Here is a 23,461-nt window from a genome sequence, read left to right on the forward strand (position 1 = left end):
GTTGTTTAACAGTAAGTTTAACGTTAAGTGTTTGTTTGTTCTGTAAAGATTGGCAGTATATTGTTTTTGTTGTTCAGGCTGCTTTGACTACGGAAGTCTCTTGGAGTGACGCCTTTTAATTCATGAAAACGTCGGTTGAAATTAGCCACATTATTAAAACCTACCTGAAAACAAATGTTAGCGATTTGCTCATCTGTTTCGGTCAGTAAATTGCATGCTCGGCTAATACGAACACGGTTAACAAATTCGATAAATCGGTTGCCTGTGGCCTTTTTGAAGAAACGTGAAAAGTGACTGTCCGACATGCCGATTAGGCTTGAAACATCTGCCAAGGAAATGTCTTGATCGTAGTTTTGGGTAACATAATCGACCACGGTATTGATTTTTCGCTGCAGGGTTTCATTGGATTTTAAATCAATTTGAACTGTGGATAGCAGGCGATAATCTGCACTTTGAGCAAGGTGTTGAAGCAATGGTAATGCAAGCGTGAGACGAGTTAATCCGCTTGACTCACGAACGGCCTCAAAAGCTTTGCGAATATATTGATGATCAATATTCAAAAATTCTATGCCGGATTTAGCTTTAGCGAGTAAAGGCAATATTTCGGCTAATTCTGGGATGGTTTCCAGACCAAGGGAAAAAGATTCATGGTCAAAGCGTATGATCATATCACGTAATTCTACGGCGCTTTGGTCATTTTGGCAGATCCAATTATGCGGTAATCTTGGCCCGGTTAAGATTAACTGGCCGGCTGAATAATTGCCAATGTAATCACCAATAAATACCTTACCCGACGTCGCCACAATATAATGCAATTCATAATCATCATGGGCATGCCAGCGAATTAAGTCACTTGGATAACCATGCTCTTGATAGCGAATGGTGCCGTGATCTTCGACAATTTCATATTCTGGAGTAAGACGCTTGGCAGTATTTGGCATATTATTGTCCTGCAGTATGTATTCTCGCCATGCTTCATTATAGCGACCGTCTGATCTTATGTACAAACAAGGAGATCAGACGGTGGTCATTTATCAGGCGAGAGATTGGTTAAAGTCCATAATGGCTTTGGTTAAATCCTCTTTAAATTGTGGATGTTTTTCAATGACTTCTCCCCATAAAAATGGATGACTGACAAAGGCTTCTACGCCTTTTTGATCATCACTAAAGCGGCTTAATTCAGCGATGCTTGGTTCGTGATAGGTGAAGGCAATTTGTTCTTTTTTAACGGCCTGTAAGAAGCAATACCAGCTGGCAATACCTTTCAAAGTCTGATTTGGCGTGTGACCATTTTGATAGCTTGCTAACAAGGTTGGAAACACGAATACTGGAAATTTGGCATAACCGTCACTGCAAATCCTTTCGATGGTATCGCCAATGTTGTCATTACTAAATCGTTCGGCAATGGTGTTCGCATAAGAGGGTAAATCCACCACAGACTCACCAAGGGCAGGAATGACATCCTGTTCAATAAAGTCACTAAAATATTGACTGAGCTGTGTATCTTTCATCGCTTGATCAAAGTAAGTCAGGCCTTTTAAAGCTGCTTGATAAGTGATGCAAGTATGACCCGCATTAAGGATTCTAATTTTTGCCTCTTCAAAGGGTTCAACGTTTTCTACCACTTGTACACCAACCGTTTCCAGTGGTGGTTTTTCCCCCGCAAAATTGTCCTCCACAACCCATTGAATGAAGTCTTCTCCCATTACCGTCATTGTGTCGTTTAAGCCAAAACGTGCATTAACATCGTCCATATGGAGCGAGCTAGGTTTCGGAGTAATACGATCGACCATAGAACATGGAAAAGAGGCATTCTCTTCCAGCCAGGTGGCCAGTTGAGTATCCTGCATGGCTTGGACAAACTGCATCAGGCCAGTTTTCAGTAATAGGCCATTATGTCGCAGGTTATCACAGCATAATAAGGTGATTTTCCCTGCAGAAGTTTGACTGCGGCGTTTTAATCCAGAATATAAAAAGGCATAGAGAGTGTGTCTTTTACCAGACAGATCTGCTTTTATCTCAGGATGGTCTAGCATTAATTGATGGTTTTCATCTAAATAGTAGCCCCCTTCGGTAACGGTACTGGTTACCAGCTGGATGCTTGGGTCCATCATCGCGTCATCGACCTGCTCTGGCGTTTTGGAACCATCGATTTGACGTATCAAAGAGCGAATGTGGTCATACTCTGTTTTGCCTGCGGCGCTGATCGTTTTTAGGATATACTCTCCGTCTTGTGCCATTAGGTGTTCAAAATAATGACTGTCTTGTGGTCGGATATTGACCCCAATAATGCCCCAATGAGCTTGAGAAGGGTGTCCTAGTAAGCGATCAAAAAAGACCGCTTGATGTGCTCTGTGAAATGCCCCAACGCCAAGGTGAATCACGCCAGCTTTGATGTCAGTCTTTTGATAGGTCTGACAGTTCAGCTGCTCTTGGTTTTGACTGGCTTGAAGAAAATTGGTCATATCATTCACCTTCAGTACTGGCGGAAATCACTCGATCTTGATCATTCAATAGAATCATTTCATCGACTTCGAGTTGGATATGAACTTGTTGCCCATCGGCTAAATCAATGCGAGCAGAGGCTTTTACAATGATGGTTTGCCCTGAAGACAGTAAAATATGAGCATAAGCTTCAGAACCAAGGTGTTCGACGAGCTCGACTTTACCAGTCAAATCGGCCGCATGATCTACCAAGTGCATGTGCTCTGGACGAATGCCCATAATGGTCTGATTAGACAAGTCGCCTGTTAAACGACTAGTAGGAAACGCAATCGACTTGCCTAGTAAGGTTAATTCGACGGCAGAATCCTGTTTAACCGCTTGATCAAGAGGAATGAGGTTCATCTTAGGAGTACCGATGAACTCTGCCACAAAGCGACTATTAGGTTGACGGTATAACTCAAGAGGAGTGCCAACTTGTTCAATTTGACCCGCATTCAAGATCACTACACGATCCGCCAGTGTCATCGCTTCTACTTGGTCGTGGGTAACGTAAATCATAGTGGTGCCCAGCTTTTTATGAAGACGCGCTAATTCAAGACGCATTTGTACTCGCAAAGCAGCGTCTAAGTTAGACAATGGCTCATCAAACAAGAAGACCTTGGGTTGGCGAACAATAGCACGACCAATCGCGACTCGCTGGCGTTGACCACCAGACAATTCTTTTGGTTTACGTTCTAGTAAGGCGTCTAACTGAAGGGATTTAGACACAGCTTGAACTTTTTCTTTTATTTCAGCATCTGGTGCTTTTGCAAGACGCAGAGCAAAGGATAAGTTATCTGCAACCGTCATATGTGGATAAAGCGCATAAGACTGAAATACCATCGCTAGGTCACGTTTTGATGACGCCAGTTCGGTAATGTCTTTTCCATCCAGTTCAATCGCACCGCTTGAGCTGGTTTCGAGACCAGCAATAGTTCTTAAAAGCGTGGATTTACCACAGCCTGATGGTCCAACGAAGACGATGAACTCTCCTTCTTCAATCGCTAGGTTAATACCGCGAAGAGCGTGGTAATCGTCGTAATGTTTTTGTAGATCTGTAATCGCTAAGTAACTCATAAGAAATCTTCCTAATTATTATTTTACGGCGCCGAATGTAAGGCCTTGAACCAGTTGTTTTTGACAGAACCAACCGAAGATAACGATCGGAGCACACGCTAATGTTGATGCCGCTGACAATTTCGCCCAGAAAAGGCCTTCAGGACTGGAGTAAGAGGCAATCATGGCGGTCAGTGGTGCGGCTTCTGAGGCGGTTAGGTTTAATGACCAAAAGGCTTCGTTCCAACATAAAACGATGGACAGCAAACCGGTTGATGAAATGGCACCGATGGACAAAGGCATGACCACTTTGACCATCTCGTCCCATGGTGTTGCACCGTCCATACGAGCCGCTTCAAGGATTTCTTTGGGTAAATCTTTAAAGTAAGAGAACAACATCCAGACAACGATAGGCAAATTCATCAGAGTAAAGATGATGATCAAGCCTGTACGTGAATCGAGTAATCCATAGTCACGGCTTAAGATGTAAATAGGGACGAGTACACCCACAGCAGGAAGCATTTTAGTAGAGAGCATCCATAACAAGATGTCTTTGGTCTTTTTGGTCGGGAAAAAAGCCATGGAATACGCCGCTGGAATGGCGATAGCAAGGGCAATTAGAGTCGAACCGAAAGACGTGATAACCGAGTTCATTGCATGGTGCAAATAGTTACTTCTTTCCTGAACTATCTCAAAGTTTTCGAGAGTGGGTTCAAAGAACAAAGAAGGTGGTACTGAAATGGCTTGTAGTTCTGTTTTGAAGGACGTGATAAACATCCAAAAAATAGGAAAGAACAAAGCCAAAGCGATCGTCCAAGCGAACAAACCTGTTAGGACGGTACGTAATTTACGTTGTTGAGTCAGTTTCATGATTATTCCCTCACACCGTTAAGTTTTTGCCAACGGCACGAATTAAGAAGAAGGCAACAATGTTTGCTAATAACACCGCAAATAAACCACCAGCAGAGGCAACGCCAACGTCATATTGAAGCAGGGCTTGGTTGTAAATAAGGTAAGCCAAGTTGGTACTGTCATAACCTGGGCCGCCACCTGTTGAGACGAAAATCTCGGCAAAGATAGCCAACAAGAAAATGGTCTCGATCATCACCACAACGGTGATAGGTCGTGCTAAGTGAGGCAGAGTTAGGTAACGGAAAATGTGCCATCCTGTTGCGCCATCCATTTGAGCGGCTTCTTTTTGTTCTGTGTCCTGAGATTGCAATGCTGTGACAAAGACTAAAATTGCAAAAGGTAGCCACTGCCAACTGACCATGATGATAATGGAGGCAAGCGGGAAGGATGACAGCCAATCGATTGGTTCGAAACCTAAGCTTTCAGAAATCCACGCGAAAATACCGTATACGGGGTTCATCATCATGTTTTTCCAAATCAAGGCATTTACCGTTGGCATGATGAAGAAAGGAGAAATAAGCAACACACGGACAATACCTTGTCCCCAAAATGGGCGATCAATCAGGGCGGATAACAACACGCCCAGTACCACGGTAATGATTAACACCGAGGCAAGTAAAATCAGGGTATTGGCGACCGCTGGAAAAAAGCCAGGATCGGTTAAGAAAAATTCAAAGTTCATCCAGCCGACGAAATTATTCTGACCTGGATACAACAAGTTGTATCGAATGGTTGAGAAATATATGGTCATGGACAAAGGAACGATCATCCAAATTAATAGCAGGATGACAGAAGGCGCCATTAATAAGCGAGTGATTGAGCGCTTCATAGTGTGATCTCTTATTATAAGCGTTAAATAATGCCTTTAATGGGCAAAACGAAAAGAAAAGATAGGGCATGAAGCCCTATCTTTTTGCCTTAGAGGGCTAGTAGTAACCAGCTTGACGCATTTGGCGGTCTGCTGAGCGGTTAGCCGATTTCAAGGCTTGCTCAACGGACATAGTGCCAGACAAGGCGCCTGAAACCATTTGTCCTGCTGTTGTTCCAATGGCTTGGAACTCAGGGATGGCAGCGAACTGCACACCGACATAAGGAGAGGGTTTCATCGTACTGTCGTTTGGATTGGCAGAATTAATGGCTTTTAACTCGGCTTCAGCAAATACAGCGGCTTGCTGAAATTTCGCATTTTCATACGTACTGGTACGAGTACCTGTTGGAACAGCTGCCCAGCCGTTCGTCTGACCGACTAGATCAATGTACTGTTTAGAGGTTGCCCAGCGTACAAAGGTTTGCGCGGCTTCGGCATTCTTAGTGGCAGCTGGAATACCAAGTGCCCATGCCCATAGCCAGTTAGCGCCTTTTTCGGTCGCAGCGTAAGGAGATTGTGCAAAGCCAACTTTGTCATGAACTTTACTTTGTTTTGGATCGGTTACGAAGGACGCTGCAATGGTGGCGTCAATCCACATGCCGCATTTGCCTTCATTAAACAAGGCTAGGTTTTCGTTAAAGCTGTTGCTGCTGGAACCTGGAGGACCATATTTGCTCAAGGTATCAACATAGAAACTGACAGCTTTTTTCCATTCCGCACTTTCAAGTTGTGGCTTCCAGTTCTCATCAAACCAGCGAGCACCAAAAGAGTTTGCGATGGTTGTCATTAGGGCCATGTTGTCACCCCAGCCCGCTTTACCACGTAAACAAATGCCGTAAACGCCATTGTCAGGATCATGAACCGCTGCGGCCACATCACGAATGTGTGTCCAGCTGTCTCGGTCATTGATTTCCATGCCAGCGGCTTTCACTAGGTCTTTACGGTACATCACCATGGAGCTTTCACCATAAAAAGGCGCAGCGTACATAGTGTTGTCGAAGGAGAGACCGCCACGAATAGAAGGCAGAATATCATTTACATCATAATCGCCACTGGTATCGATTTCTCTTAACCAGCCACGCTCACCCCAGATTGGTGCTTCATACATACCGATGGTCATGACATCGTATAAACCACTTTTATTGGCAATATCTTGAGTGACGTTTTGGCGTAGGACACCTTCTTCCAGAGTAACCCATTTAACTTTTATGCCTGGGTTGGCTTTTTCGAATTCAGGGGTCAATTTTTGCATTTCGATCATGTGACCATTGTTAACAGTGGCCACCGTGATTTGGGTTTCTGCGAAGGCGCTTGCAGCCGTTAGGCAGGCCGCGACAGATACCGCACAAGAAAGGGTCGTTTTCGTAAGGCGTTGCATATTAGGTTTCTCCCGTTGGAGTGACTTTTGTTTTTATATTCTTACCTAGTTACTTGTGTATTGATCAATGGCTGATCAGCAAGTCGGTAAAATATAGTTCAATTTATAATTGACCTGTTAATACATAAAAACTCAATTATTGTACTATTTTGTTTAGTTAAGGGGGCTTAAGCTCAAATTTAGTCAATTTAATACTGTTTGTGGATTCGTGTAATCTAACCGTTTATCTAGGTAAGTATTTAAGGAGAAAAGCTTTCCTGACTAAGGTCAGAAAAGGGATGGGATGGCTTTCTTTTTTTGTGTGCAGTAATGGTAATTTTAGTGGGGCAATGGCTATAATGACGCCATTGTTAATGAGGGGTTATTTGATGACTGAAACCGCAGATTCGTTAAGTTTTAAAAAGCTAAAATGGCACTGCCGTCGTGGCATGTTGGAATTGGATGTTTTATTAGAGCCATTTTTAGATGAAATTTATCTGACATTAGACGATGAGGATAAACAGCGCTTCCAAAAGCTGATTGAGTGCGAAGACCAAGAAATTTTCCCTTGGTTTATGCAAAAAGAAGTGCCAGAAGATCCTGATTTGGCTCGCATTGTAGACATCATAGTGACTCGTGTTCAGCCTGACAGCCACTAAACTTAACTTCTCTTGGCTTAGCGTTGGTTTGTGGACTAGCGCTAGTGCATCCTGCTTTATATTAATACCTTTCTATTGGTGGCCAGACGTTTGGCAAGTGGCTTTTTTTATCCTATACGGCGTGATTGTATTCGCCTCGCTTGGTTTCGCGTGGTGTCAGCCGAGATGCCAAATTGGGATTGATCCTGACGGTGCGTATTTATGTCGACATGATGGTCAAGTACGACTTCATTTCGTTCGGGCCAATGCTGTTCAGTTAATTGCGAAAAGAGTGTCTGTCGATACTGTTTGGCATCGAATATGGCCACAATTTTACTTAATCTATCGTGACCAACTTCAGAGTGAAGATTATGCTTTATTAAGGTCTTTTGCCGCACAAGATAAGCTGCTGCACGGCAAAAAATCTTAAATTAGTAGGGCTGTTTGGGGGTTAAAATAGTGGGTTCACTGTGCGACATTTTGTCAGGATAATCCAATGTAAAGTGCAGTCCACGGCTTTCTTTTCGTGACATGGCCGATTGGATAATAAGATCGGCAACCACGGCCAGATTACGTAGCTCTAGTAGATCATTCGATACCTTGTAGTTGGCATAGAACTCTTGAATTTCAGATCTTAATAAGTCCACTCTGTGTTTGGCTCTAAGCAAACGTTTATTGGTGCGAACAATGCCCACATAATCCCACATAAAACGTCGCAATTCTTGCCAGTTGTGGGTAATCACCACATCTTCATCTGAATTGGTTACCTGGCTTTCATCCCAATCTGGAATCACAATGCTTGGTAAGGGAGTGGTGTGAGCCGCAATATGGCTGGCGGCTGAACGAGCAAAGACGATGCACTCAAGTAGCGAGTTACTGGCCAATCGATTGGCGCCATGCAAACCGGTGTAAGCGGTTTCGCCAATGGCATAGAGATTGTTTATATCGGTCGCGCTGTTTCGATCTACCACAACGCCACCACAGGTATAATGGGCGGCTGGAACCACAGGAATGGGGCCTTTGGTCATATCATGGCCGTATTCCAAACAGTGTTTGTAGATGGTGGGGAAGTGTTCCTTGATAAAGTCCTGGTCTTTGTGGGAAATGTCTAACAGCACATGGGGAATACCAAGGCGCTTCATTTCATGGTCAATGGCGCGGGCCACAATGTCACGAGGGGCAAGCTCAGCTCGTGGATCAAATTTAGACATAAAGCGCGAGCCATCAGGCAGCAATAGCTTACCACCTTCACCACGTACGGCTTCTGAGATTAAAAAGGTTTTGGCTTTAGCATCATATAGACAAGTAGGATGAAATTGGTTGAATTCCATGTTCGCAACTCGACAACCTGCTCGCCATGCCATTGCAATGCCATCTCCCGAAGCTGTATCTGGGTTGCTGGTATACAGATAAACCTTACTGCTACCGCCACAAGCTAGGGAAATAAATTGCCCTTGGAAGACCTCAATCGTGTCATCGTCTAGGTTTAAGGCATACACTCCAACAGCGCGGTTGGGGCCAGGCAAACCAAGTTTTTGTGTTGTGATGATGTCGACTGCAACGCGATCTGGGAAAAATTCAATGTTTGGATGGTTGCTGGCATTTTTAATCAGAGTTTTTGAGATCGCCAGTCCAGTAGCATCGGCACTGTGAATGATGCGTCTATGGCTGTGTCCACCTTCCTTTGTTAGATGATATTCGTCACTTTCTCCGTATCGAGTAAAAGGTACGCCTTGGTCGATGAGCCAGTCAATGCTGGCTTTAGAGTGTTCAACGGTAAAACGAATGGCTTCAGGGTCACCTAATTCTACGCCAGCATCGATGGTGTCATTAATATGAGAATCTATGGTGTCTTTATCTGATAATACCGCCGCGACGCCACCTTGAGCATAAAGGGTAGAACCTTCTCGGATGTCGGCTTTGGTTAGAATGGCCACGCGATATTGATCCGCCAGCTCTAGGGCCAGTGTTAAACCCGCTGCGCCAGCGCCAATGATGACGATGTCATGTTGGTATTGTCGACTCATAATGTAATTCTGATTATTGACGAAAAAATTAATGTTACTATTCTTGCTATTAAATGAATACTTCCGAGTCATGCAAATTCATGATTCTTTGTCGTTTTTATGGGAACTTGCTGTGCCGTTTGTTGTCTCTAATCAATACCGAGCAAAGGCACAAGGTAATGACGTTGAAACATGAGGTGCCTATGCAGCACGAAACGTCTTCTGATCAGACGTTAGTTGAAAAAGTACAACAGGGTGACAAGCGAGCATTTGATTTGCTGGTGGTGAAGTACCAATACAAGGTGGTGGGGTTAATTGGGCGCTATATCCAAGATAAGAGCGAAGTCTTAGACGTGGCTCAGGAAAGTTTCATCAAGGCTTATCGGTCAATTAATAGTTTTCGTGGTGAAAGTGCATTTTATACTTGGCTATACCGAATCGCTGTCAATACCGCGAAGAATCATTTGGTAAGTCGTTCGCGTCGACCTCCTGAGTCGGATGTTGAGCTGGATAATGAAGAGGTGTTTAACACCTATGAATCTTTGTCTGATATTGCCACGCCAGAAGCCAACTTGAACAGCAATCGACTTGAGAAAGCCATTTATCATGCTATTGAAATGCTACCTGAGGAGTTGCGTAGTGCATTGACCCTAAGGGAGTTTGATGGCCTGAGCTACGAAGATATTTCATTAATCATGGAGTGCCCTGTTGGAACGGTGCGGTCTCGTATCTTTCGAGCACGAGAAGCCGTCGAAAAACACATTCGTCCTTTTTTGGATGCAGGAGAGTCGTCATGACATCACAAAACACACATTCACCGGAGACGATGGCCAGTTTGTCTGCCATGTTTGACGGGGAAGCCACTGAGCAAGATATTGCAGCCTTGTTGGCTCAAGATACGGATGTGTTGGCTCGGCAATTGGAAGGATTTCATGCGATTCAACAATACCTTCATAAAGATGAACAGCTTGCGGTTGGCTTAAACAATAATTTACTGACGCGCATACATGACACTCTAGAGGCCGAAGGTGAAACGCAAGAGTTACCAGAGTTGGCTGCTCAAGTGGTGTCGTTGCCGCAATCTAAGGTCAATTGGAAAATGATGTTTTCGGGTGTCGCCATGGCAGCAAGTGTTGCCTTTATGGTGGTCTTTGGCGGTAACCTGCTACTTAACTCTGATGTCTCGCAACCGCCTTTAACCGCCGAAGTGTCGCCGGTTAAAGGTGCTCAGCCTGTTGCAACGCCGTTGGCGGAATTAAATCAGCAAGCGTTACCGTTAGACAATGTGAAGTTGCAACAGTACCTTCGTCAGCACGCAGAGCAAGCGACCATGACCGTAGGGCAGGGCATGATCCCAATGGCGCGCGTGGTTAATTATCCTGTACAAGAGTAACTTATGAGACACTTTTCGGTTGTGACTAGATGCTTATGTGTGGGCTTACTTTGTTTTGCTCAGTGGAGTCTTGCTGCCGTAGCACCGCCAAATGCGGTTGAGTTGTTACGTCAGATGACTCAGGCTTTTCACCAGCTCAATTATGATGGTGTCTTTGTCCATTCCGAGTCATCCAATATGAATGGTATGCGCATACGTCACATTGTCACGGAAGGTATGGAATATGAAAGTTTAGTGGATTTAGACGGAGATAAGGTTGAAGTTGTTCGGATTGATGACAGAATCATTTGTGTCTATCCCGATGACTTGATGACCAATCGTCATTCACCGTTTAAAGCGCCCTTTAAAGGCTTGAAAAAAGTTGCTGAAGAGCGATTATCAGCAGGTTATCAATTGACGGTGAATCAAGAGCCGCATCGCATTGCTGGTCGACAGGCCATTATCGTCAGCTTGTTACCAAAAGATGAGTACCGCTACGGGCATGAGTTTTGGTTAGACAAAGAAAACCATTTTTTGTTAAAGCATGACGTCTTTAAAGCAAATGGTGAGTTGTTAGAGCGTGTTCAGTTTACCTCAGTTAACTTCAAACCGGACTTGAAACAGGAAGACTTTGTCCCCAACAAGGGGAAACACACCAAAAAACAAACGCAAGTTTTACCGCAGCGGATTAAGAATCTGTGGCGGTTTGAATGGTTGCCTGAAGGGTTTCGCTTGGTTTGGCCTGAAGCAAGAGCATTGAACCATGGCACCAGTATGTTGTTGCTATCGGATGGTATGGCGACAATATCGGTATTTGTTGAGCCGAGTAGGTCTGCTAAGCCCATTTCCATTGTCGGTATGGGGGCAACCATGGCCGGTGTAAGCAGTTTTAAAGTGAAGGATCAGTTGTATTTATTGACCATGGTGGGCGAAGTTCCAGGCGCAACGATCGAAAAACTGATGACGGTATTTATGCCAAGGCTAGAAAATGATTGAAGAAACAGGAACCGTAATGTCGGTTGAAACTGGCTTTGCGGAGGTGGAAACCATTCGTACCAGCAGTTGTACTAGCTGTCGTGCTCGTCATGGGTGTGGCCATCATGCTATTGCACAAGTTTCCCCAGCCAATCGCATGCGTATGAAAGCCGTTGATCCATTGTCTGTTGAAGTCGGTCAGCGTGTGGTCATTGGCATACCAGAAGACACTCTGTTGCAAGCCTCTGTTTGGATGTATTTGATTCCCTTGCTTGGCATGGTATTTGGTGCCATATTGCCTGCTTTATGGACGGACTCAAATGAGCTGTCTGTGCTACTCAGTTTGTTAGGCTTTGTTGGTGGTTTGTGGTTTGCTCGACACAAAGCGAATCGCTCTGCCCATAATCAAGATTTTTACCCAAAAGTTTTAAGAATTGAATCGGTTCAGGATGAAGTCAGCCCGTTGCTGTTTTCGCCTTAACTGACGTCCTTCTTCACCTGGCACTGTAATGAATTTGGTACGTTTTAAGGAGACCAATTAATGAACAGATTGCTTAAACACGTTAGTGTGTTAGTTGTCAGCACGGTTATGATGACTTCCATGTTAACTCACGCGGCCTCATTGCCTGACTTTACTGAGTTAGTGGATGATGCTTCCCCCGCAGTCGTGAACATCAGTACGGAACAAACGGTGACCACGAGAACGGCCAATGAAAGTGGCCGTCAATACAGTCCAAACAATGAAGAGTTAAATGAATTCTTCAAGCACTTCTTTGGGCAGCAACCATTTGGTCAGCAAACTCCGCCAAAGCAAGGGCAACGTAGCTCACTTGGTTCGGGTTTCATTATCTCCCATGACGGTTATGTATTAACCAATAATCATGTGATTGATGGCGCCGATGTAATTCATGTTCGACTAAGTGATCGTCGCGAATATCAAGCGACCTTAGTGGGGACGGATCCAAGAACGGATTTGGCCTTGCTGAAAATTGAAGCAGATGATTTGCCGATCGTGAAAATGGCCGACTCAGATAAGCTAAAGCCGGGTCAATGGGTGTTAGCAATCGGTTCCCCATTTGGCTTTGATTACACGGTAACCGCTGGGATTGTCAGTGCGACAGGGCGTAATTTACCGTCTGATAGTTACGTTCCTTTCATTCAAACAGATGTTGCGATTAACCCAGGAAACTCTGGCGGACCATTGTTTAACTTGGATGGCGAGGTAGTGGGTATTAACTCACAAATTTACACCCGTTCAGGTGGTTTCATGGGTGTGTCTTTCGCGATTCCATCGAACGTAGCGATGTCTGTCGTGGATCAGTTGAAAAAAGACGGCAAAGTGTCTCGTGCTTGGTTAGGCGTATTGATTCAAGATGTGAGTAATGACTTGGCGGAATCTTTTGGTCTTGATCGTCCAAATGGTGCCTTAATTAGTCGTGTGTTACCGGATTCACCTGCTGAAAAATCAGGTTTACAATCAGGTGACATCATCATGCGTTTTAATGGCGAAGAGATCGAACATTCTGGCGAGTTGCCTTATGTAGTTGGTCGTATGAAAGCGGGTGAGGAAGTGACTGCGCAAGTGTATCGCGATGGTAAAGAGCAAACCATTGAGATTACTTTAGAAGGTCGACCAGCAGATCCAAAAGTCATCGCTCAATCACAACAAGATCAAAATCGTTTAGGTATGATCGTTGGTGAAGTGCCTGCAGAAATGGCAAAAAACTACAGCATTGATCATGGTGTGGTAATTGAGCAAGTACTGGGTGGGACGGCTGCTCGTAATGGTCTGCAGCAAGGTGATGTGATTACCATGCTAAATGGTCAACGCATTAATGGCGTGACGGATTTTATTCAAATCGCCAAAGACATTCCAACCGGACGTTCGGTGCCTATGCGAGTCATTCGCCAAGGCTATCCTATGTTTATTCCGTTTAAAATCGTTGAATAACACCTTATCTTAAAACACGAAAAGGCGACCACATGGTCGCCTTTTTTAGTTGAAAATCGTTTATACGGGTTTCCAGCGTCGAACTTTATAATTGTTTAGAGAAGATTTTTGAGTTTCTCTGATAGTTATAAAGCGCCTGTTTTTGCATGGGCAAACTGGCCAATGTGGTCTCGCTAAAACCGCGCTCAATAAACCAGTGAGCGGTGCGGGTCGTGAGCAAGAATAAAGTGCTTAAACATTGCTGTTTGGCTGCTTGTTCAATGCCTTTTAGTAAGCGTTCACCTCGGTTGGAACCTCGGTAGTTTGGCGATACGGCTAAACAAGCCAGTTCTCCGGCTTGCTCCTGTTCGAAAGGATATAAAGCAGCACAGGCGACAATGGCACCATCTCGTTCAATGACAATAAAGCGATCGATTTCGTTTTCTAGCAGCTCTCGTGAGCGTCTCACTAAAGCGCCTTTTTCCTCTAACGGGGCCAAAAGGGCCATCATGCCGCCAACATCGTCTATATGAGCAGGGCGCAGTTGCTCGTAACTGTCTTCGTCTATCATGGTGCCTGAGCCTTCACGGGTGAAGAGCTCTCTGAGAAGCCCGCCGTTTTCATGATAGGAAATTAAATGAGCACGAGGTACGCCGTGTCGAACGGATTGTACACAGGCTTCTAGCGCGTTTTGCGTCAATTGTTGTAATGAGTGACCTGTTAAGATGGCTTCGGCGTCTTTCGCCAACAGTTCTGAGTAAAGTTCTCCCGCTTGATTGAAGACGCCTTCTTCGTCCGTATAAATGATCAATTTATCGGCTTTTAGTTGAATCGCGGCTTGTGTTGCCACATCTTCGCTTTTGAGGTTAAAGACTTCGCCGGTGGGTGAAAAGCCTAAATGAGGCAAGAGCACCATGTTGTCATCTTCTAATAAACGGAAAATCGCTTCCGTATCGATTCGGCGAACTTCTCCTGTGTGGCCATAATCCACACCATCAACAACACCGAGTGGACGTCCGATGACATAGTTACCACTACAGACTTTAAGACGAGCGCCATCCATAGGGGTATTAGATAATCCCATGGACAATTGTGCTTCTAATTGCACTCGAACCGCAGAGGACGCTTGGATGACGTCCAGTAGTTGGCTTTGAGGCGTCACTCGGTAATCGCTGTCCAATGGGGTTGAAGTATGGTGATTGGATAGCACGCGGTTGATTTGTGGTCGTGCGCCTTGTACGAGCACCAAGCGAATACCCAGCGAATCAAGCAATGCCAAGTCATGGATAATGCTTGAAAAGTGTGTGCATTCTACGGCTTCACCAGGAATAAGAATGACAAAGGTTTTGCCCCGATGGGCATTAATATAAGGAGAGGAATGGCGGAACCAATCCACATAATTGAGCTCTTCAGGCACGCTGCTTCTCATTTAATTCGACTCATTGGATTGAAGGCAAAAACGTTCAATTAAACCACGAATTACCTTTTGCATTGGTTGTATTTGGTCCAGCGCCATAAACTCATTGGGCTGGTGAGCTTGGTCGATGGAACCGGGGCCAAGCACGAGAGTTTCCATGCCCATTTGATTGAGGAAAGGGCCCTCGGTGGCGAAAGCAACTGTTTCCGCTGGGCGCTCCGTGAGTGTTTCACAGGCTTTAATAATAGCGGATTCAACTGGTGTATAAAAAGAGGGCACATCTGGAAACAAGCTGTTCAGTTGTATTTGCGTGCCAGTTTTTTCTTCTATGCTTGGTAGGCGCTGAGCAATCTCTGCCATTAAAGACTGGTTGCTCATGCCTGGTAAGGCCCTAAGATCGAATTCCAATTCACAGCGTCCACAAATGCGATTTGGGTTGTCTCCACCGTGAATACAGCCAAAGTTCATGGTTGGGTAATCGATGAGGAAGTTGGCATCTTGGTAATCGCGCTTGAGTTCATTACGAAAGGTCATGAGTTCAGACATGACATGGTGCATGGCATCAAGGGCATTGTTACCAAGGGCTGGATTGGAAGAATGTCCTGCTTGTCCGGTGACTTGAATGCGTTCCATCATGATGCCTTTATGGGCATAAATCGGCGTTAAGGAAGTGGGTTCGCCAATTAAAGCGTAGCGGGCATTGAGCTTATTTTGTTGGACTAATGCTCTTGCACCAGACATGGAGCTTTCTTCGTCTGCCGTGGCGAGTATGATCAGAGGTTCATTTAATTCATGAAGAGCCATGTCTCGAATGGTGTCTAATACAATCGCAAAGAAGCCTTTCATGTCGCAGGAACCTAGCCCATAAAGCTTTTGATCGCGCTCTTGTAATGTAAAGGGGTCGGACTGCCAACGTCCTTCATCATACGGTACCGTGTCGGTGTGCCCTGAGAGAACTAAACCACCATGGCCTTGTCCTTTAGTTGCAATCAAGTTGAACTTGTTTGGTTGGCCGGGTAGGGGCATGACTTCACATTGAAAGCCTTGTGAGCTAAGCCAAGATTCCAGTAGTTCAATAACGCCTTTATTGGATTGATCCCAATGAGCTTGACTGCAACTGATGGAAGGAGACGCGATCAGTTGAGTCATCATATCAATCAGTGACGGTAGAGCGGGCATAGGCCTTCCTTTAAATCCGAATAATTAGCCAATATTACTACGCTGGGGCTTCTGTTACACTTGCTTGGTTATGTTTTTCTTTGCTGCTGTCTGGCAAAGGCACTAGAGGTTTGTAAATTATGGCTACCGAGCTAGAACTTAAGTTAATGCTTCAGTCTGAGTATCTCAAGTCTGCGAGCGATTTTCTTGATGAAATATGTGCTCAGTCTGACGATGATACTGTATCCCGCCAGCCTACTCTTAACTTAATGAATGCCTACTATGATACCGAAGATGGCCAATTGATGTCGGGGGGCATGGCATTGCGCATTCGTGCCGTTAACGATCAATTTATCCAAACGGTAAAAACGCGAGGCACCAGTCGAGTTGGCATGCATGCCAGAGGTGAGTGGGAATGGCAATTGGAAAGCGACTGTCTGGATTTATCTTTGTTAAAAGAGGTACCACTTCCTGACGATTTAGTCGCCATGACATGGAGCCGTCAATTACAACAAGCTTACCGTACTGACTTCCAACGCCAAGTTTGGCTCATCCAGCAAGGTGACACTAAGATGGAAGTGGTCTGTGATCAAGGTAAGGTGACCTCACCCTATGGTGAAGACAGCATTTGTGAATTAGAGCTTGAACTGAAAAATGGCCCTGAAGCAGCCTTATACGAATTTGCTTTGCGTATTGCTGAGTGTGTTCCTGTTCAAGTGAGTGTGGTATCCAAAGCTCAGAAAGGCGTTCGATTGAAGCAGGGAGAAATTGAGTTTCCTCAGAAACCAGTTGGCTCGGTCAGTCGCTTAGCATTAGCGGCTTATTGGTATGAAGTATGGCTGATCTATTGGGAAGCCATGTTTTTTATGCAGGATGAGGTGTTACTGCAACCTTTCAGACACACAATACATCAATTACGACCTTGTTTACCTGCGCATTTAGACCATGCTTTAGTGGATTTGGATAACGCGTTAGGGGAATTATATAAAGCGGATGAGGACAAGGTTCTTGAGCTATTGGCTGGACTGAAATCCGTCGGCTCTTTAATGTTGAAAATTGGTCAGTGGCTTAATCAACAAAGCCACTAATATAGATGATTTAAGTGATGGCAACAGTAAGGACAGTGTCTTGTTTATACCTTCTGAAAACCCCAGTTATGACGTTTATTGTGAGTCCATAGAAAACCGAGTATTGCTGTTAGAGCAACTGCAAGAAGCGCGGGCAAGATGCTGCTTAGAGGGTTTGGATAAAACTCAGATCGCTACGCTTGAGCCTCTTTGGTTATTGAGTGATTATTTACACACTATGTTTATGCGTCATCCTGCCTGGTTGGATGACGTGTTGTCCCTATCAAGCCTATCTATCTCCCCGACCATTGACGCCCTGATGGCAGGAGAAGCTTTTTTTCTGCAAGAGAGTCCAGTGGAAGACGCTGGTCAGCTGTTTAATTTAGATGAACCCCAATTTTTGCAACGTCTGCGCCTTTATCGTCAATGGTGGATGGTGCGTCTGATTGCGCTGGATTTACAGCAAAAAATCGATTTGCCGGTTCTGACTGCCCATTTAAGCAAATTAGCGGATGTGTGTGTGAATGCCAGCTTACTTTGGAGCCAGCACAAGTATGCTTCCTTGTATGGTCAAGCGTTAGATAGTGCAGGTGATGTTCAATCTATGATTGTGATTGGCATGGGCAAGCTTGGTGGTAATGAACTTAATCTCTCATCTGATATTGATCTGATTTTTGCCTTCCGTGAACATGGCGACACTCAAGGCGGTAAAAAAAGCCTTTCTCATCAAGAGTATTTCACTAAATTGGGTCAAAAACTTATCCAACATCTTGATCAAGTGACAGCCGATGGTTTTGTGTTTCGTGTCGACATGCGGTTGCGACCATTTGGTCAGTCTGGTGCCTTAGTGTTGAATTTGGACTCACTGGAAAACTACTACCAAGACCAGGGCCGTGATTGGGAGCGATATGCCATGATTAAAGCCCGTGTTATGGCGGGCAGTGAGCAAGATGTCATGGCATTTGAAGCCCTAAGAAAGCCGTTTGTCTATCGTAAGTATTTAGACTTCGGGGCCATTGGTGCCTTGCGAGATCTAAAGCGTATGATTGCGAAAGAAGTTCGTCGTAAGGGGATTGAACACAACATTAAACTGGGTCAGGGCGGAATCCGAGAGGTTGAGTTTATTGCTCAGGCGTTACAAATTCTTCATGGTGGCCGCGATCAGGGGCTACAAATACCGGCTTTATTAGAGGTTTTGCCTTATTTAGCGCAACAAGAGTATTTAAGTCTGCAAGAAACAACACAATTACAGCAGGCCTATTTGTTGTTAAGGCGAACAGAGCACGCATTGCAGGCAATCAAAGACGAGCAAACACAGCTTTTACCTGAGGATGATTTGGCTCGTTTACGACTGGCTATTATGGTCGGTTTTCAAAGTTGGCAGGAACTAAATGACGCTTTATGGTCTGCTCGACACCAAGTTCATGATTACTTTGTGGATTTGATCGAGGATGATGAGGAAACGGATCAAGGCAAAGAGCAGCAAGAAACGTGGCGGATTTTATTAAAAGTGCCAGGAGATGAAGATGCGATTCGAGATGCCATTGCTAATATTTCATGGCAACAACAGGAGCTTGTTGTACAGCGCATCTCTCAGCTGTTGAGTTCACGTACTTTGGTGTTTATGCAACCCATTGGACAAGAACGGTTGGCGCTCTTTTTAGCGGCATTTATGAGTCAACTTGAAGAGGAAGATAACCCGGATTTGGTGCTTGAAAGGGTATTCCCTATTCTAGAGGCTGTGCTTCGTAGAACGGCGTATTTGGTTTTGCTGTGTGAAAATCAAACAGCATTGACGCACTTGATTAGATTATGTCGGGAAAGTGCTTGGTTTACAGAGGCCATTTCCACAACGCCTGCTTTATTAGATGAATTGTTGGATGCCAATACGTTATTTTCACCGCCTGATAAAGCCATGCTGGAAGATGAGTTAAAGCAAATTTTATTGCGCTTGCCAGAAGACGATGAAGAAGCTCAGATGGATGCCATGCGTCGATTCAGACGCTCTATTATTTTGCGCATAGCGGCTTGTGATATCACAGGCATTCTACCTGTCATGAAAGTGAGTGATCACTTAACTTGGCTTGCGGAAGTGTTGTTAGAGCAAGTTTTAAAACAATCTTGGTTTTATTTAACCAAAAAACATGGCTATCCGGTGAGCTATGGCGAAGCGTTTCACGAGCCTCAACTGGCCATTATTGGGTACGGCAAATCGGGTGGTTGGGAACTAGGTTACGACTCGGATTTAGACTTAGTCTTTATTCACGACGCGCAGGGGAATGGCAGTACTGACGGTACACGAAGTATTGATAACCTGACTTTTTATACGCGCCTAGGTCAAAGACTGATCCATATGATCACCAGTTTTACCGCCGCTGGGCGTTTGTATGAAGTGGACATGAGATTACGCCCGTCTGGTAATTCAGGGCTATTGGTTTCGAGCTTAGAAGCTTTTAAAGATTATCAACAAAAAGAAGCTTGGGTGTGGGAGCATCAAGCATTAACCCGAGCACGTGGTTTAGCCGGTGATCCCGCGTTATTGAACCGGTTTGAAGAGTGTCGTAAAGGCATCATAGCGACGGTTCGTGATCGATCTGTATTGCGAGCCGAAGTTATCAAAATGCGTGAGAAAATGCGTTCACACTTAGACACGGGCAGTAAAGAAAAAGGCTTTGATTTAAAGCAGGGAGCTGGTGGCATCATAGACATTGAGTTTATGGTGCAATACTTTGTTCTGGCTTGGTCTTGCCAACATCCCGAACTGATGACTTATTCAGATAATGTCCGGCAGTTAGAGGCACTGTCAGAGCTTGGCTTGCTGCCTGCGGAGAAAGTGGCGGGCATGATTGAGACATACACTTTGTTTCGAGCTCGTACCCATCGCCAAGCATTACAGAAGCAAGGTCGTGTTGTGCAGGCGGAAGATTTGCAGAAAAACCAAAGCTTAATCAATGAACTATGGGAAAGCTTTGTGCGTAACGAGCTGCTTTAGTGGTTTTGCTAAAGCGGTAAAGGAAAAACGATTCGTAAATTCATTGTGAATCCACTATACTTTTGCTATTGACTGTTTTTTGAACAGAATGTAATTGACGATGTTTTATACATCGATCTCCAACGCGATGAGCGAGAGAGGAGGGAATATGGCAGAAGTGAATGGTGTTAGTGGTGGGCCGGCGATGGACTTTGCGAGCGAAGTGTATCAAGCCAATTTGGCAAAAGCCGCTCAGCAGCAAGAAGCTCAGCAAAATCTACAATTGCTAGAGCGTGCCACAGAGCCAACAACCCCTGCGGCAAGCAGTGGTTCGCACACGACAACCGATAATCTAGGACAGAACATCAACATAAATGTGTGATGGTTAATGGCTCAGTTTTGAGACAATCCTTTAAAAAGCCCCAGCAAGTCAAACTTGCTGGGGCTTTTTTGTCGCTGATGAGTTGTCTTACATGAGTGTTGAGTCGCCTGAAATGTGGCCATCTTCACTAGGTAGTGGTTTATTATCTATCATGGCTTCAAAAGACTTTAGACGTTTGTAGATGGATAGCAATTCAACAATGGTGGTCCATGAATTGACTAAAAACTGGAAGGAATTTTCCACCTGATTAAAGGCATTGTTAATTTGCTGGAAAATACCAAAGGTGATTGCGCCGGCCACAATAGATGGGCCCAAGGCAATAAGTGGCACCAGTACGCCAGCTTGTAAATAGCCATAGCGAACAACGTTAAAATACAAATAATGAAAATATAGAGTGAAATAGTTTTTACGCACATTGCTGAACAGTTCAGCCAGTGTGATGGGTTCAGCTCTGTTTTCATTGTCCTCCCCATAAACTAGTTCCTTTCGATATGCGGCTTCCACTTTTTGGTTGTTGAACTCTAGCCCTGGTAGTTTAATCCCAGCGAGAGCGAGTAAAACGGTGCCGATAATAGACCAAAAGAGGGCGATGAAGACAAGAGACTGAGAAACCTCACCAAGAATCGGCAGCTCTTTTACATGACCGGACAAGGCCCATAAAACAGGCAGGAAAGCCAACAGTGTCATCACCGAACCAATCAGTCTGACGCCCAGTCCTTCCATAATACTTGCAAAGCGCATGGTATCTTCTTGGATACGTTGTGATGCCCCTTCAATATGACGAACTTGTTGCCATTTGGATGAATAGTATTCGGTCATTGAAGTGCGCCAGCGGAAAACATAATGACTAACGAAAAAATGCTTTAAAACCACAATGCTGATATAGACGGCTGCCAACCCTAGAAAGGTGCTAAGTTGGGAGTAATAGTCATTTAATGTAATGGAGTTCGGGGCTGATAGGGCTTTCTGAATAAGGTCGTAAAAACTGCCATACCATTCGTTAAACATGACATTGAGCTGAACGCTAAACCATGTCACAAAAATGATAATACCCGAGCCAAGAACAGACCATTTTGCCCACTTATGACCGCCAAATATCATCCAAGCTGCGATAAAAATCCCATAACAAATGAGTATGTATTGGTAGAGCCAGAAGGTTGCGGCACCTTTAGAGGCTTCTTGGAAAGCGGCTTGCGCTGCCGGTTCTGCGCCGGTAGCTAGGGGTTCTGGGAAGGTTAGGCCAATTAAATTTCCTAGGCTTAAATAGCTTCCTAAGTCTTGCATGACTAAATACCAGCCAAGGACACCGACAAGTGCCCAAACAAGAAAACTTAAAAAGAACAGCTTGGGGTTAGGGAAAAAAGAATGGAACACGTATTAGTTTCTCTATGTCTGTGGTGAGTATTGAAGCCATCCTAGCCCAATTAATCCTAACGTATGAAAATGAGCTTAAACTAGTCCGTTGAGAAGCACAATTCATCGTGAACTAAGGAATCTGCAAAAAAGACGATAATCATACTCATTGATTTAATTAGTATTATGACTGAATGGCGATCAAAAAGTTTCGTTAAGATAGGGTTAACATAAAAAAATCGGGCACAAGGCCCGATTTTAAGTTGTCTCTAATGTGTGTGATCTGATTAAGCCGCTTGAGTTTGTGCGATCACCGTAGCGATAGCTTTCTCTAGACGTGCTAAACCTTCCGCGATGTCTTGCTCAGGAATGATCAGAGAGGGGGCAAATCGTAATACGTCAGGCCCTGCAACTAACATGAACAAACCTTCTTCTGCAGCGGCGGTCACAAATTTGCCAGCTTGACCTGCGTACTCATCCACCACTTCAGCACCGATTAATAGACCCATACCACGTATTTCTTTAAAGATATGGTATTTCTGATCAATGGCGTTCAAGCCTGTCACAAATAACTCATGACGTTTTTTCACACCTTCAAGTACTTCAGGGGTGTCGATGATGTCGACAACCGCCTCAGCAATGGCACAAGCCATTGGATTGCCACCATACGTGCTGCCATGAGTACCAAATGCAAAGCTTTTTGCAACACTCTCGGTCGCTAACATGGCGCCAACAGGAAAGCCGTTACCTAAAGACTTTGCTGATGTCATGATGTCTGGGGTGACACCTGTTTGCTCGTAGGCAAACAGAGTGCCTGTTCGGCCAACACCTGATTGCACTTCGTCAAAAACTAATAAGGCGTTGTGCTGATCACAAAGTTCACGCACTTGCTTGGCAAATTCAAGATCGGCAGGAATGATACCGCCTTCGCCTTGAATGGGTTCCATAACAACAGCACAGGTCTTGTCGCTGATGATGGCTTTCAGCTGTTCAATGTCGTTGTAATCGCAATGTTTGATGCCAGCTGGTGTTGGTTCAAACCCTTCCTTGTATTTTGCTTGTCCACCCACTGAAACAGTGAACAAAGTACGTCCATGAAAGGATTTGTAAAACGCAATGATCTCATGCTTTTCTGGGCCGAAATGATCGTATGCGTAACGGCGTGCCAGTTTAAATGCCGCTTCGTTGGCTTCTGCGCCACTGTTGGCGAAGAACACACGGTCGGCAAATGTTTTGTCGGTCAATTTTTTTGCTAGTCGCAATGCAGGTTCGTTTGTCATTACATTGGAAAGGTGCCAGATTTTTCCTGCTTGCTCACGCATGACGTCGACTAGAGTTGGATTGGAATGACCCAATGCCGTGACGGCAATGCCGCCAGCAAAATCAATGTATTCTTTGTCTTCTGTGTCCCATACGCGAGAGCCTTCACCACGCACTGGAATGATTGCCGAAGGTGCGTAATTAGGAACCATGACTTCATCAAAGGTTGCTCTCGTTATTTCTTGTGTCACGTTT

22 protein-coding genes are annotated in these 23,461 nt (G+C 44.8%); 11 read left to right on the forward strand and 11 right to left on the reverse strand.

What is annotated here, in order from left to right; translation table 11 throughout:
* Positions 1-23: 23 nt before the first annotated feature.
* The 6 genes from DFP76_RS04920 to DFP76_RS04945 all read right to left on the reverse strand — a co-directional run bounded on the left by DFP76_RS04920 (position 24) and on the right by DFP76_RS04945 (position 6,698).
* Entirely contained in the window at positions 24-941 is a 918-nt protein-coding gene (locus DFP76_RS04920) for a helix-turn-helix domain-containing protein (RefSeq protein ID WP_113873543.1), read from the reverse strand.
* Between the two features lie 93 nt (positions 942-1,034).
* Positions 1,035-2,465, reverse strand: coding sequence for a mannitol dehydrogenase family protein (locus tag DFP76_RS04925; RefSeq protein WP_113873544.1), 1,431 nt, complete (start codon positions 2,463-2,465; stop codon positions 1,035-1,037).
* Between the two features lies 1 nt (position 2,466).
* Positions 2,467-3,561: an ABC transporter ATP-binding protein gene (locus DFP76_RS04930; protein WP_113873545.1), complete on the reverse strand. Its 1,095-nt coding sequence runs from the start codon at positions 3,559-3,561 to the stop codon at positions 2,467-2,469.
* Positions 3,562-3,579: 18 nt separating this feature from the next.
* Entirely contained in the window at positions 3,580-4,410 is an 831-nt protein-coding gene (locus DFP76_RS04935) for a carbohydrate ABC transporter permease (protein ID WP_063333193.1), read from the reverse strand.
* Positions 4,411-4,420: 10 nt separating this feature from the next.
* Positions 4,421-5,281: a carbohydrate ABC transporter permease gene (locus tag DFP76_RS04940; RefSeq protein WP_063333192.1), complete on the reverse strand. Its 861-nt coding sequence runs from the start codon at positions 5,279-5,281 to the stop codon at positions 4,421-4,423.
* Positions 5,282-5,378: 97 nt separating this feature from the next.
* Positions 5,379-6,698, reverse strand: a complete 1,320-nt coding sequence (locus DFP76_RS04945; RefSeq protein ID WP_113873546.1) for an ABC transporter substrate-binding protein — start codon at positions 6,696-6,698, stop codon at positions 5,379-5,381.
* A 368-nt stretch (positions 6,699-7,066) separates the two neighbouring features.
* Between DFP76_RS04945 and DFP76_RS04950 the strand changes: the two genes are divergently transcribed.
* Positions 7,067-7,336, forward strand: a complete 270-nt coding sequence (locus tag DFP76_RS04950; protein WP_113873725.1) for an FAD assembly factor SdhE — start codon at positions 7,067-7,069, stop codon at positions 7,334-7,336.
* On the forward strand, positions 7,314-7,745 hold the full coding sequence (locus DFP76_RS04955; RefSeq protein ID WP_181799789.1) for a hypothetical protein: 432 nt from the start codon (positions 7,314-7,316) through the stop codon (positions 7,743-7,745). Before DFP76_RS04950 ends, DFP76_RS04955 begins: the two co-directional genes overlap by 23 nt.
* Before the next feature lies 1 nt (position 7,746).
* Here the strand turns inward: DFP76_RS04955 and nadB are convergent, their stop codons facing one another.
* On the reverse strand, positions 7,747-9,342 hold the full coding sequence (nadB, locus tag DFP76_RS04960) for an L-aspartate oxidase (protein ID WP_113873548.1): 1,596 nt from the start codon (positions 9,340-9,342) through the stop codon (positions 7,747-7,749).
* A 31-nt stretch (positions 9,343-9,373) separates the two neighbouring features.
* Between nadB and DFP76_RS18080 the strand changes: the two genes are divergently transcribed.
* From DFP76_RS18080 to DFP76_RS04985, 6 genes are read left to right on the forward strand one after another with little or no spacing between them, the layout of a single operon-like run.
* A complete protein-coding gene (locus DFP76_RS18080) occupies positions 9,374-9,517 on the forward strand; it encodes a hypothetical protein (protein WP_171810324.1) in 144 nt (47 codons plus the stop codon).
* Positions 9,501-10,118, forward strand: coding sequence for an RNA polymerase sigma factor RpoE (rpoE, locus tag DFP76_RS04965; protein ID WP_113873549.1), 618 nt, complete (start codon positions 9,501-9,503; stop codon positions 10,116-10,118). The genes DFP76_RS18080 and rpoE overlap by 17 nt, the downstream gene beginning before the upstream one ends.
* Positions 10,115-10,714, forward strand: coding sequence for a sigma-E factor negative regulatory protein (locus tag DFP76_RS04970; RefSeq protein ID WP_113873550.1), 600 nt, complete (start codon positions 10,115-10,117; stop codon positions 10,712-10,714). The genes rpoE and DFP76_RS04970 overlap by 4 nt, the downstream gene beginning before the upstream one ends.
* A 3-nt stretch (positions 10,715-10,717) precedes the next feature.
* Positions 10,718-11,689 carry a MucB/RseB C-terminal domain-containing protein gene (locus DFP76_RS04975; protein WP_113873551.1) on the forward strand — a complete coding sequence of 324 codons (972 nt, stop codon included), beginning with the start codon at positions 10,718-10,720 and terminating at the stop codon, positions 11,687-11,689.
* The gene (locus DFP76_RS04980) at positions 11,682-12,149 is read left to right on the forward strand and encodes a SoxR reducing system RseC family protein (protein ID WP_113873552.1); all 468 of its coding nucleotides are present in this window, start codon (positions 11,682-11,684) and stop codon (positions 12,147-12,149) included. Before DFP76_RS04975 ends, DFP76_RS04980 begins: the two co-directional genes overlap by 8 nt.
* Positions 12,150-12,209: 60 nt before the next feature.
* The gene (locus tag DFP76_RS04985; RefSeq protein WP_113873553.1) at positions 12,210-13,619 is read left to right on the forward strand and encodes a DegQ family serine endoprotease; all 1,410 of its coding nucleotides are present in this window, start codon (positions 12,210-12,212) and stop codon (positions 13,617-13,619) included.
* 85 nt (positions 13,620-13,704) lie between these two features.
* Here the strand turns inward: DFP76_RS04985 and argA are convergent, their stop codons facing one another.
* Both argA and argE read right to left on the reverse strand, forming a co-directional pair.
* Complete coding sequence (gene argA / locus DFP76_RS04990) at positions 13,705-15,027, reverse strand: amino-acid N-acetyltransferase (RefSeq protein WP_113873554.1); 1,323 nt, start codon at positions 15,025-15,027, stop codon at positions 13,705-13,707.
* Complete coding sequence (argE, locus tag DFP76_RS04995) at positions 15,028-16,194, reverse strand: acetylornithine deacetylase (protein ID WP_113873555.1); 1,167 nt, start codon at positions 16,192-16,194, stop codon at positions 15,028-15,030.
* A gap of 119 nt (positions 16,195-16,313) precedes the next feature.
* Between argE and DFP76_RS05000 the strand changes: the two genes are divergently transcribed.
* The 3 genes from DFP76_RS05000 (at position 16,314) to DFP76_RS05010 (ending at position 20,593) form a co-directional block, all read left to right on the forward strand.
* Positions 16,314-17,261 (forward strand): CYTH domain-containing protein, encoded by a 948-nt coding sequence (locus DFP76_RS05000; RefSeq protein WP_113873556.1) that lies wholly within the window; start codon positions 16,314-16,316, stop codon positions 17,259-17,261.
* 40 nt (positions 17,262-17,301) lie between these two features.
* Positions 17,302-20,232 carry a bifunctional [glutamate--ammonia ligase]-adenylyl-L-tyrosine phosphorylase/[glutamate--ammonia-ligase] adenylyltransferase gene (gene glnE / locus DFP76_RS05005; RefSeq protein WP_113873726.1) on the forward strand — a complete coding sequence of 977 codons (2,931 nt, stop codon included), beginning with the start codon at positions 17,302-17,304 and terminating at the stop codon, positions 20,230-20,232.
* 148 nt (positions 20,233-20,380) lie between these two features.
* A complete protein-coding gene (locus tag DFP76_RS05010; protein WP_113873557.1) occupies positions 20,381-20,593 on the forward strand; it encodes a hypothetical protein in 213 nt (70 codons plus the stop codon).
* 87 nt (positions 20,594-20,680) lie between these two features.
* Here the strand turns inward: DFP76_RS05010 and sbmA are convergent, their stop codons facing one another.
* Both sbmA and DFP76_RS05020 read right to left on the reverse strand, forming a co-directional pair.
* Positions 20,681-21,967 (reverse strand): peptide antibiotic transporter SbmA, encoded by a 1,287-nt coding sequence (gene sbmA, locus DFP76_RS05015; RefSeq protein WP_113873558.1) that lies wholly within the window; start codon positions 21,965-21,967, stop codon positions 20,681-20,683.
* Between the two features lie 266 nt (positions 21,968-22,233).
* On the reverse strand, positions 22,234-23,457 hold the full coding sequence (locus DFP76_RS05020; protein ID WP_113873559.1) for an aspartate aminotransferase family protein: 1,224 nt from the start codon (positions 23,455-23,457) through the stop codon (positions 22,234-22,236).
* Between the last annotated feature and the right edge of the window lie 4 nt (positions 23,458-23,461).

Origin of the sequence: Marinomonas aquiplantarum (assembly GCF_003314975.1) — a bacterium.
GTDB lineage: Bacteria > Pseudomonadota > Gammaproteobacteria > Pseudomonadales > Marinomonadaceae > Marinomonas > Marinomonas aquiplantarum.

Excerpts from the sequence above, each read along its gene's own strand:
- DFP76_RS04920 (WP_113873543.1), bottom strand. The coding sequence starts at position 941 with ATGCCAAATACTGCCAAGCGTCTTACTCCAGAATATGAAATTGTCGAA.
- DFP76_RS04925 (WP_113873544.1), bottom strand. The coding sequence starts at position 2,465 with ATGACCAATTTTCTTCAAGCCAGTCAAAACCAAGAGCAGCTGAACTGT.
- DFP76_RS04930 (WP_113873545.1), bottom strand. The coding sequence starts at position 3,561 with ATGAGTTACTTAGCGATTACAGATCTACAAAAACATTACGACGATTAC.
- DFP76_RS04935 (WP_063333193.1), bottom strand. The coding sequence starts at position 4,410 with ATGAAACTGACTCAACAACGTAAATTACGTACCGTCCTAACAGGTTTG.
- DFP76_RS04940 (WP_063333192.1), bottom strand. The coding sequence starts at position 5,281 with ATGAAGCGCTCAATCACTCGCTTATTAATGGCGCCTTCTGTCATCCTG.
- DFP76_RS04945 (WP_113873546.1), bottom strand. The coding sequence starts at position 6,698 with ATGCAACGCCTTACGAAAACGACCCTTTCTTGTGCGGTATCTGTCGCG.
- DFP76_RS04950 (WP_113873725.1), top strand. The coding sequence starts at position 7,067 with ATGACTGAAACCGCAGATTCGTTAAGTTTTAAAAAGCTAAAATGGCAC.
- nadB (WP_113873548.1), bottom strand. The coding sequence starts at position 9,342 with ATGAGTCGACAATACCAACATGACATCGTCATCATTGGCGCTGGCGCA.
- DFP76_RS18080 (WP_171810324.1), top strand. The coding sequence starts at position 9,374 with ATGTTACTATTCTTGCTATTAAATGAATACTTCCGAGTCATGCAAATT.
- rpoE (WP_113873549.1), top strand. The coding sequence starts at position 9,501 with ATGACGTTGAAACATGAGGTGCCTATGCAGCACGAAACGTCTTCTGAT.
- DFP76_RS04970 (WP_113873550.1), top strand. The coding sequence starts at position 10,115 with ATGACATCACAAAACACACATTCACCGGAGACGATGGCCAGTTTGTCT.
- DFP76_RS04975 (WP_113873551.1), top strand. The coding sequence starts at position 10,718 with ATGAGACACTTTTCGGTTGTGACTAGATGCTTATGTGTGGGCTTACTT.
- DFP76_RS04980 (WP_113873552.1), top strand. The coding sequence starts at position 11,682 with ATGATTGAAGAAACAGGAACCGTAATGTCGGTTGAAACTGGCTTTGCG.
- DFP76_RS04985 (WP_113873553.1), top strand. The coding sequence starts at position 12,210 with ATGAACAGATTGCTTAAACACGTTAGTGTGTTAGTTGTCAGCACGGTT.
- argA (WP_113873554.1), bottom strand. The coding sequence starts at position 15,027 with ATGAGAAGCAGCGTGCCTGAAGAGCTCAATTATGTGGATTGGTTCCGC.
- argE (WP_113873555.1), bottom strand. The coding sequence starts at position 16,194 with ATGCCCGCTCTACCGTCACTGATTGATATGATGACTCAACTGATCGCG.
- DFP76_RS05000 (WP_113873556.1), top strand. The coding sequence starts at position 16,314 with ATGGCTACCGAGCTAGAACTTAAGTTAATGCTTCAGTCTGAGTATCTC.
- DFP76_RS05010 (WP_113873557.1), top strand. The coding sequence starts at position 20,381 with ATGGCAGAAGTGAATGGTGTTAGTGGTGGGCCGGCGATGGACTTTGCG.